Origin of the sequence: Vibrio sp. D54, from assembly GCF_021728075.1 — a bacterium.
In the GTDB taxonomy this organism is placed as follows: Bacteria; Pseudomonadota; Gammaproteobacteria; order Enterobacterales; family Vibrionaceae; genus Vibrio; species Vibrio alginolyticus.
This window is the reverse complement of record NZ_JAKKCS010000042.1, coordinates 1-4,600: the sequence shown is the minus strand read 5'-3', so window position 1 is coordinate 4,600 and position 4,600 is coordinate 1. Positions and strand designations below refer to the sequence as shown.

At 40.3% G+C, this 4,600-nt stretch carries 9 protein-coding genes; 7 read left to right on the top strand and 2 right to left on the bottom strand.

Annotation, left to right across the window (positions count from 1 at the left end; all coding sequences use genetic code 11):
• The 6 genes from L3V37_RS23690 to L3V37_RS23655 all read left to right on the top strand — a co-directional run.
• The coding region (locus L3V37_RS23690) for an IS3 family transposase (protein ID WP_193294083.1) at positions 1 to 94 on the top strand (94 nt) is incomplete at its 5' end.
• A 52-nt stretch (positions 95 to 146) separates the two neighbouring features.
• Positions 147 to 515 (top strand): hypothetical protein, encoded by a 369-nt coding sequence (locus L3V37_RS23685; protein WP_237307321.1) that lies wholly within the window; start codon positions 147 to 149, stop codon positions 513 to 515.
• A gap of 170 nt (positions 516 to 685) precedes the next feature.
• Positions 686 to 1,099 carry a hypothetical protein gene (locus L3V37_RS23675; protein ID WP_017049006.1) on the top strand — a complete coding sequence of 138 codons (414 nt, stop codon included), beginning with the start codon at positions 686 to 688 and terminating at the stop codon, positions 1,097 to 1,099.
• 145 nt (positions 1,100 to 1,244) lie between these two features.
• Complete coding sequence (locus tag L3V37_RS23670) at positions 1,245 to 1,787, top strand: hypothetical protein (protein ID WP_237307312.1); 543 nt, start codon at positions 1,245 to 1,247, stop codon at positions 1,785 to 1,787.
• A 181-nt stretch (positions 1,788 to 1,968) separates the two neighbouring features.
• Positions 1,969 to 2,532 (top strand): hypothetical protein, encoded by a 564-nt coding sequence (locus L3V37_RS23660; protein WP_237307310.1) that lies wholly within the window; start codon positions 1,969 to 1,971, stop codon positions 2,530 to 2,532.
• A complete protein-coding gene (locus tag L3V37_RS23655) occupies positions 2,525 to 3,034 on the top strand; it encodes a hypothetical protein (protein WP_237307309.1) in 510 nt (169 codons plus the stop codon). The genes L3V37_RS23660 and L3V37_RS23655 overlap by 8 nt, the downstream gene beginning before the upstream one ends.
• Before the next feature lie 147 nt (positions 3,035 to 3,181).
• On the opposite strand, the gene L3V37_RS23645 is transcribed toward L3V37_RS23655, so the two are convergent.
• Positions 3,182 to 3,460: a type II toxin-antitoxin system mRNA interferase toxin, RelE/StbE family gene (locus tag L3V37_RS23645; protein WP_005398411.1), complete on the bottom strand. Its 279-nt coding sequence runs from the start codon at positions 3,458 to 3,460 to the stop codon at positions 3,182 to 3,184.
• Positions 3,457 to 3,741, bottom strand: a complete 285-nt coding sequence (locus L3V37_RS23640) for a type II toxin-antitoxin system RelB/DinJ family antitoxin (RefSeq protein ID WP_005398409.1) — start codon at positions 3,739 to 3,741, stop codon at positions 3,457 to 3,459. The genes L3V37_RS23645 and L3V37_RS23640 overlap by 4 nt, the downstream gene beginning before the upstream one ends.
• A 200-nt stretch (positions 3,742 to 3,941) precedes the next feature.
• On the opposite strand from L3V37_RS23640, the gene L3V37_RS23630 reads away from it, so the two are divergent.
• Positions 3,942 to 4,343, top strand: a complete 402-nt coding sequence (locus tag L3V37_RS23630; RefSeq protein ID WP_237307307.1) for an HIT family protein — start codon at positions 3,942 to 3,944, stop codon at positions 4,341 to 4,343.
• Positions 4,344 to 4,600 lie beyond the last annotated feature (257 nt).

Below are 4,600 nucleotides of genomic sequence, written 5' to 3'. Positions count from 1 at the left end.
GGGCATCTTCGAATACATCGAGGTATTTTACAATCGCAGAAGAAGACACTCAGCGTTGGGGCAGGTCAGCCCAGTTGAGTACGAAAGTATGTAGTTATGTACTGTCTACTTTTTGTGGGGTACACCAGTTTTATAGGAAGATTTAAATGGAACTGAAAGAATTCATTAAGTATGCAATAGATGAAGTTGTAACTGGTGTGCATGAATCTCAGAAAAAATATATGGATGGTGATGTGATAATCTGTCCTCCAAATATTGAGATGCAATCAAATGCTGAAGGTGTAGTGGGTCTTACAAACTCAAACTTAACTAAATTTTCAGCAAACCAAACTGTATCAGCTATTCATTTTGATGTCAGTGTTACGGCAGAAGATAAAGTGACCGCCGGGGCAAAAGGTGGGCTGAAAATTTTAGATTTTGGACTTTCTTCTGATATATCAAATGCAGAAATATCTAGGGAAGTGTCTCGGTTAAAGTTTACGATACCTCTAGTATTGCCTAACCATAGAAAATAAAACTAATGAGCAATCATCAGCAAAAAACCTAACAAACTGCTCAAGAGGGATTCGCAACGCGTGGCATTTTTACTATGCGTTGATTTTAGTGATTAAGGTGGTTTGCGGCGGCTTCGGTATTGCGTTGCTCACCCCTTAGCAGGGCGTTATGTTCTCGGAGAAAGTTAAGAATGGCAGACATTAGAGTATTTATAAATCAAGGTAGATATGACCATGATTCAAAAAGACTTTTTGTTATTCGTGAAAACGCTATCAACACGGGGAGTTTAGGAATCCAAGATGCTGCAGAACAGAGAATTAAGAAGTGTTACCCTAAACTCTATCAGCGAAAAATAGGGCAGCTATTCCGACGCCAACGAGATCCTAAGTTCAAGTGCTATTGTAACAAACCTCAAACATTAGATGACGTGTGTAAAGATATCATCAAGAATACAGTGCCATATCATGCTCTTAGCTGTGATGCCTGTTGGCAAGAAGATCTCAGTACAACTTGGGGCTACTACGGTTATATAAGTAAGGTTATATCCAAAGATGTGTGGCAAAAGCTATGTGATGACAGGGCTTATGCAAAATTTGTTGAGTAACGAACATAACAAACAATTTAAGAGGGATTCCCAACGCTTGGCATTTTTGGTTCTACTTCAAATTTAGTGTTTATGGCACAAAGCGTTAGGTTGGGTGGTAGCGTTGCTCACCCCTTAATTGGGCGTTAGGCATCAAGGAGTCGTTGTGAAAGTTGGTGATATAAATATTGGTGAGTTAAAGCCAATCCCAGAACCGGAGTTATGTGACGAAAAGGAAGTTTTTGCCTTTTTTGGGTTAGCTTCGTTCAATGCACAGTGCGCTGAAAAAGCCCTCGTGAACTTCGCGATGGGTTATAAAGTCGTCGACAATTCAGCACTGAATCAAGAAGAGTGGTTAGAAATATATAATGGGTTAAATTCCCATACATTTGGTCGTCTACTAGGACAAGTTAAGAAGAAAGTTGATCTACCTTATGAGTTAGTAACACATCTTGAAGCTACTCTGAAAAAGCGTAACTGGCTAGCACACGATTTCTTTTACGATTATGCAATGCATATGTCAGATACTGATGGTCGCAAAGAAATGATCACTGAACTCCAGAACTTGATACACATTTTCCAAGTTGCTGATCACGCGGTAGAAAAACTGAGTTTGAAAGTGTGGGAAACAATGGGGATTACCGAAGATTGGCTACAAAATGAAGTTGCAACTCAACTTAAAGAGTACCGTTCGGGAAAAGATGCCTAACAAACTGTTTAAGAGTGATTCGCAACGCGTGGCATTTTTACTATGCGTTGCATTTAGTGTTTAAGGTGGTATGCGGGAGCTTCGGTATTGCGTTGCTCACACCTTAACAGGGCGTTAGCTTTACCGTGAAAATGAACGCTGATAATATGCAACTATAAATATAACAAGGTAACAATGGCTTATGAGCAATGACGATCTTTTCTCGTACATGAAGAATTGTGCGTTAGATAGGAAAAAGGCACCCATTAGGGTTGTATCAGATGATGTGTTAATTATCGGGCTAAGCCTTTTGATTAACAATAGTGAAGACATAATTAAAGTGCTCACAACATTTAAAGGCAAAGAACGCAACCCCTTGCTAGATGCGTTGTCTGATGACCTCATAATTAGCAATGTCATCGATTACTTAGAAGACTCAAAACGAGAATTCTTGGTGTTAACTGATGACTCTAAAAAACTTAAGAAATCTAACTTTTTCAGCAAGTTAAAAGGCAAGATTAAGGTTAATACTATCCCGCAAAAAATGTTGACTGACGCAGATGTACTGAAGCGTGGTGTGAATTTTGTTGTTGGTGATAATGACGCCCTTATTGTTGGTTCTTTCGACTATACCAATGAAAACCCAAGTGACTTATCTGTACCTACTTTCATCAACTACTTTGATGAGTCTTTCAATCGAAATTTATCCGAGTATTTCAATTCAATACGAGACCGTTGTTTGAATGGAGGGCTGAGCTATGTCTGAGACAGCTGTAACTCTCTATAATCTAGCCGACTTTTCCTCATTAATTGAGGTAGCTGTGGGCCTTAACTTGGTCTTCTCTTTGTGGGAAGAACTAAGGCATATGGCGGTAAGTAGGTTTAATCGTATCTCAACTTCTCTGAGTACTCAGTTAAAAGCTCAGCTTGGTGAGCGATTTGAGAATTCAAGGTGTGCTTCAGACTTTGAAGCGAAACATAAGCGATATTCAGCTAGACTGAATAGCTTTTCTACTTTCGCCAAGTGGTCTGGACTTTTTTGTACAGCATTGATGGTGCTTACTCTCGTGTTTATTGGCTTTAACCCTGAGTATCAAGTAACTTACTATCCACTTTGTTGGCTACTTTTCTTCGCAGTGGTCTTCACTCCCTTATGCTTGATCATGGGAAATTTTTACGTTTCTTACTCGGCATCTAGACTAGACGACTTTAGAAAGAGTCAAAGTTCTGCGATCGAAGATGTAAAGCAGTTATTCGAAAACGCATAGAAATAAAGCTAACAATCTGTTTAAGAGTGATTCGCAACGCTTGGCATTTTTGCTATGCGTTGCGTTTAGTGTTTAAGGTGGTATGCGGAAGCATCGGTATTGCGTTGCTCACACCTTAACAGGGCGTTAGTTCCCCAGAGGAAGCAATCAATCCGTAGGGAATTTTTGTTTCTGGTGTAGTACACGCATAACTCGGATGATATCGCCCTCAACCCAGTAAGATACAATCATCGAAATCTCAGGAATAATGAGCAATCGTCCGCGGATGCCATCTCGTTGTACACCCATTAAAGGTTGTTCAAGCAAGTTTTCTACTTTTGCTTCAATGAGGTTGTCAGTTTTTTCTGCCGCATCAGGGTTGAAGTCATAGAGAAACTCGAAGATCTTTTCACGATCATTAAGTGACTCTTCTTCCCATAAAATCATTGCTTACCTCGATTACGGATTCTGGCTTTGCGCTCTTCCATTCGAGACTTAGCCGTTTGGTGCTCAACGAAAACAGATTTTCCTGAGTCAAACTTCTCAAATGCTAGGTTTACTTGTTCAGTTAGCCATGCATCGTGAGATAATGTTTTTCTTTGTTGTTCAGCGAGTTGCTCAGTAAGTTCGCGGCAAGCATCACTTAGAGTTCGACCTTGGCTCTCAGCCATTTGTTGAGCTAAGCGTTTTGTTTCTTCATCAACACGAAATTGAATTCTAGTGTCCATGATGTATTCCTTCGTTGGTGTGTGTACAAATGTTAGCACTAGGCTTTGAGATGGGCAACTAACAAACAATTTAAGAGTGATTCGGCACGCGTGGCATTTTTACTATGCGTTGGTTTTAGTGATTAAGGTGGTATGCGGGAGCATCGTATTGCGTGCCTCACACCTTAATTGGGCGTTAGCATACTTTGATAGGAGTTCAGATGACTACGATAGTCGAACAAATTGTTAATCGTGAAATTGACTCGGTCATCGTGTACGAATCCGACCAAGTTATAGCTTTTGCAGACCATGACCCAATCAACTTTGGACATATTTTAATTTGTCCCAAGACTCAATACCGCACTTTCATCGACTTGCCCGAGTCTGTGTTTTTAGAGATCACCGACGTCGCAAGAGATTTATATAAACGTATAGAAGCTAAGTTCAATTCCGATGGTATCGGCTTTATGCAAAACAACGGAAAGGCACCTCATTTCAACGAGCTCGACCATTACCATTTGCATATTCTCCCTCGGTTCCATGACGACCAGTATGGTTGGGTTAGTAGTGAACTTGGAATTCAAACTATGGATAAACTTAGAGAATCACTTAAAGAACTATGAGCGTTGAAAAAGTATGCTAACAAATTGTTCAAGAGTGATTCGGCACGCGTGGCATTTTTACTATGCGTTGGTTTTAGTGGTTAAGGTGGTATGCGGAGGCTTTAGTATTGCGTGCCTCACACCTTAACAAGGCGTTAGGGCACAGGGCGAAAATGGATAGAATCGTAGAATTAATCAAACAAGATCCAGTTAGAGTTAAAGCCTTAGAGTACGTATCTAAATTGGGCTTGCCTCAGTGTTACATTGCAGCTGGTTTC

Bases quoted from the DNA above. Each gene is read 5' to 3' on its own strand.
- L3V37_RS23685 (WP_237307321.1), top strand. From the start codon at position 147: ATGGAACTGAAAGAATTCATTAAGTATGCAATAGATGAAGTTGTAACT.
- L3V37_RS23675 (WP_017049006.1), top strand. From the start codon at position 686: ATGGCAGACATTAGAGTATTTATAAATCAAGGTAGATATGACCATGAT.
- L3V37_RS23660 (WP_237307310.1), top strand. From the start codon at position 1,969: ATGAGCAATGACGATCTTTTCTCGTACATGAAGAATTGTGCGTTAGAT.
- L3V37_RS23655 (WP_237307309.1), top strand. From the start codon at position 2,525: ATGTCTGAGACAGCTGTAACTCTCTATAATCTAGCCGACTTTTCCTCA.
- L3V37_RS23645 (WP_005398411.1), bottom strand. From the start codon at position 3,460: ATGATTTTATGGGAAGAAGAGTCACTTAATGATCGTGAAAAGATCTTC.
- L3V37_RS23640 (WP_005398409.1), bottom strand. From the start codon at position 3,741: ATGGACACTAGAATTCAATTTCGTGTTGATGAAGAAACAAAACGCTTA.
- L3V37_RS23630 (WP_237307307.1), top strand. From the start codon at position 3,942: ATGACTACGATAGTCGAACAAATTGTTAATCGTGAAATTGACTCGGTC.